Annotated in this window: 1 protein-coding gene; it reads left to right on the top strand. The window is 65.9% G+C overall.

Annotated elements, in window-relative coordinates; translation table 11 throughout:
• On the top strand, positions 1-229 hold a 229-nt coding region (locus tag R0J88_RS24190), incomplete at both ends, for an AraC family transcriptional regulator (protein WP_410901485.1).

Below are 229 nucleotides of genomic sequence, written 5' to 3'. Positions count from 1 at the left end.
CTCGCCCACGAGGAAGGCATTCGAGAGACCGCAGTGAAGGGTGTACAGCTCTTTCGCATGACGGAGCCCGTGCGTTGCGCACCGGCCGTCTATGAACCCGCCGTGGTGGTGATCGTCAGCGGTGCCAAGGAGGCGATACTGGACGGCGAGCGGCATGTCTACGACAGCCGCCAGTATCTGTGCTGTCCCATCTCGATGCCGGTCGAGGCGGGCGCCCCCACGGCCTCGC

The organism is Pseudoalteromonas sp. SIMBA_162 (assembly GCF_046535955.1).
In the GTDB taxonomy this organism is placed as follows: Bacteria; Pseudomonadota; Gammaproteobacteria; order Enterobacterales; family Alteromonadaceae; genus Pseudoalteromonas; species Pseudoalteromonas marina.
This window is presented reverse-complemented; position numbering and strand designations above follow the sequence as displayed.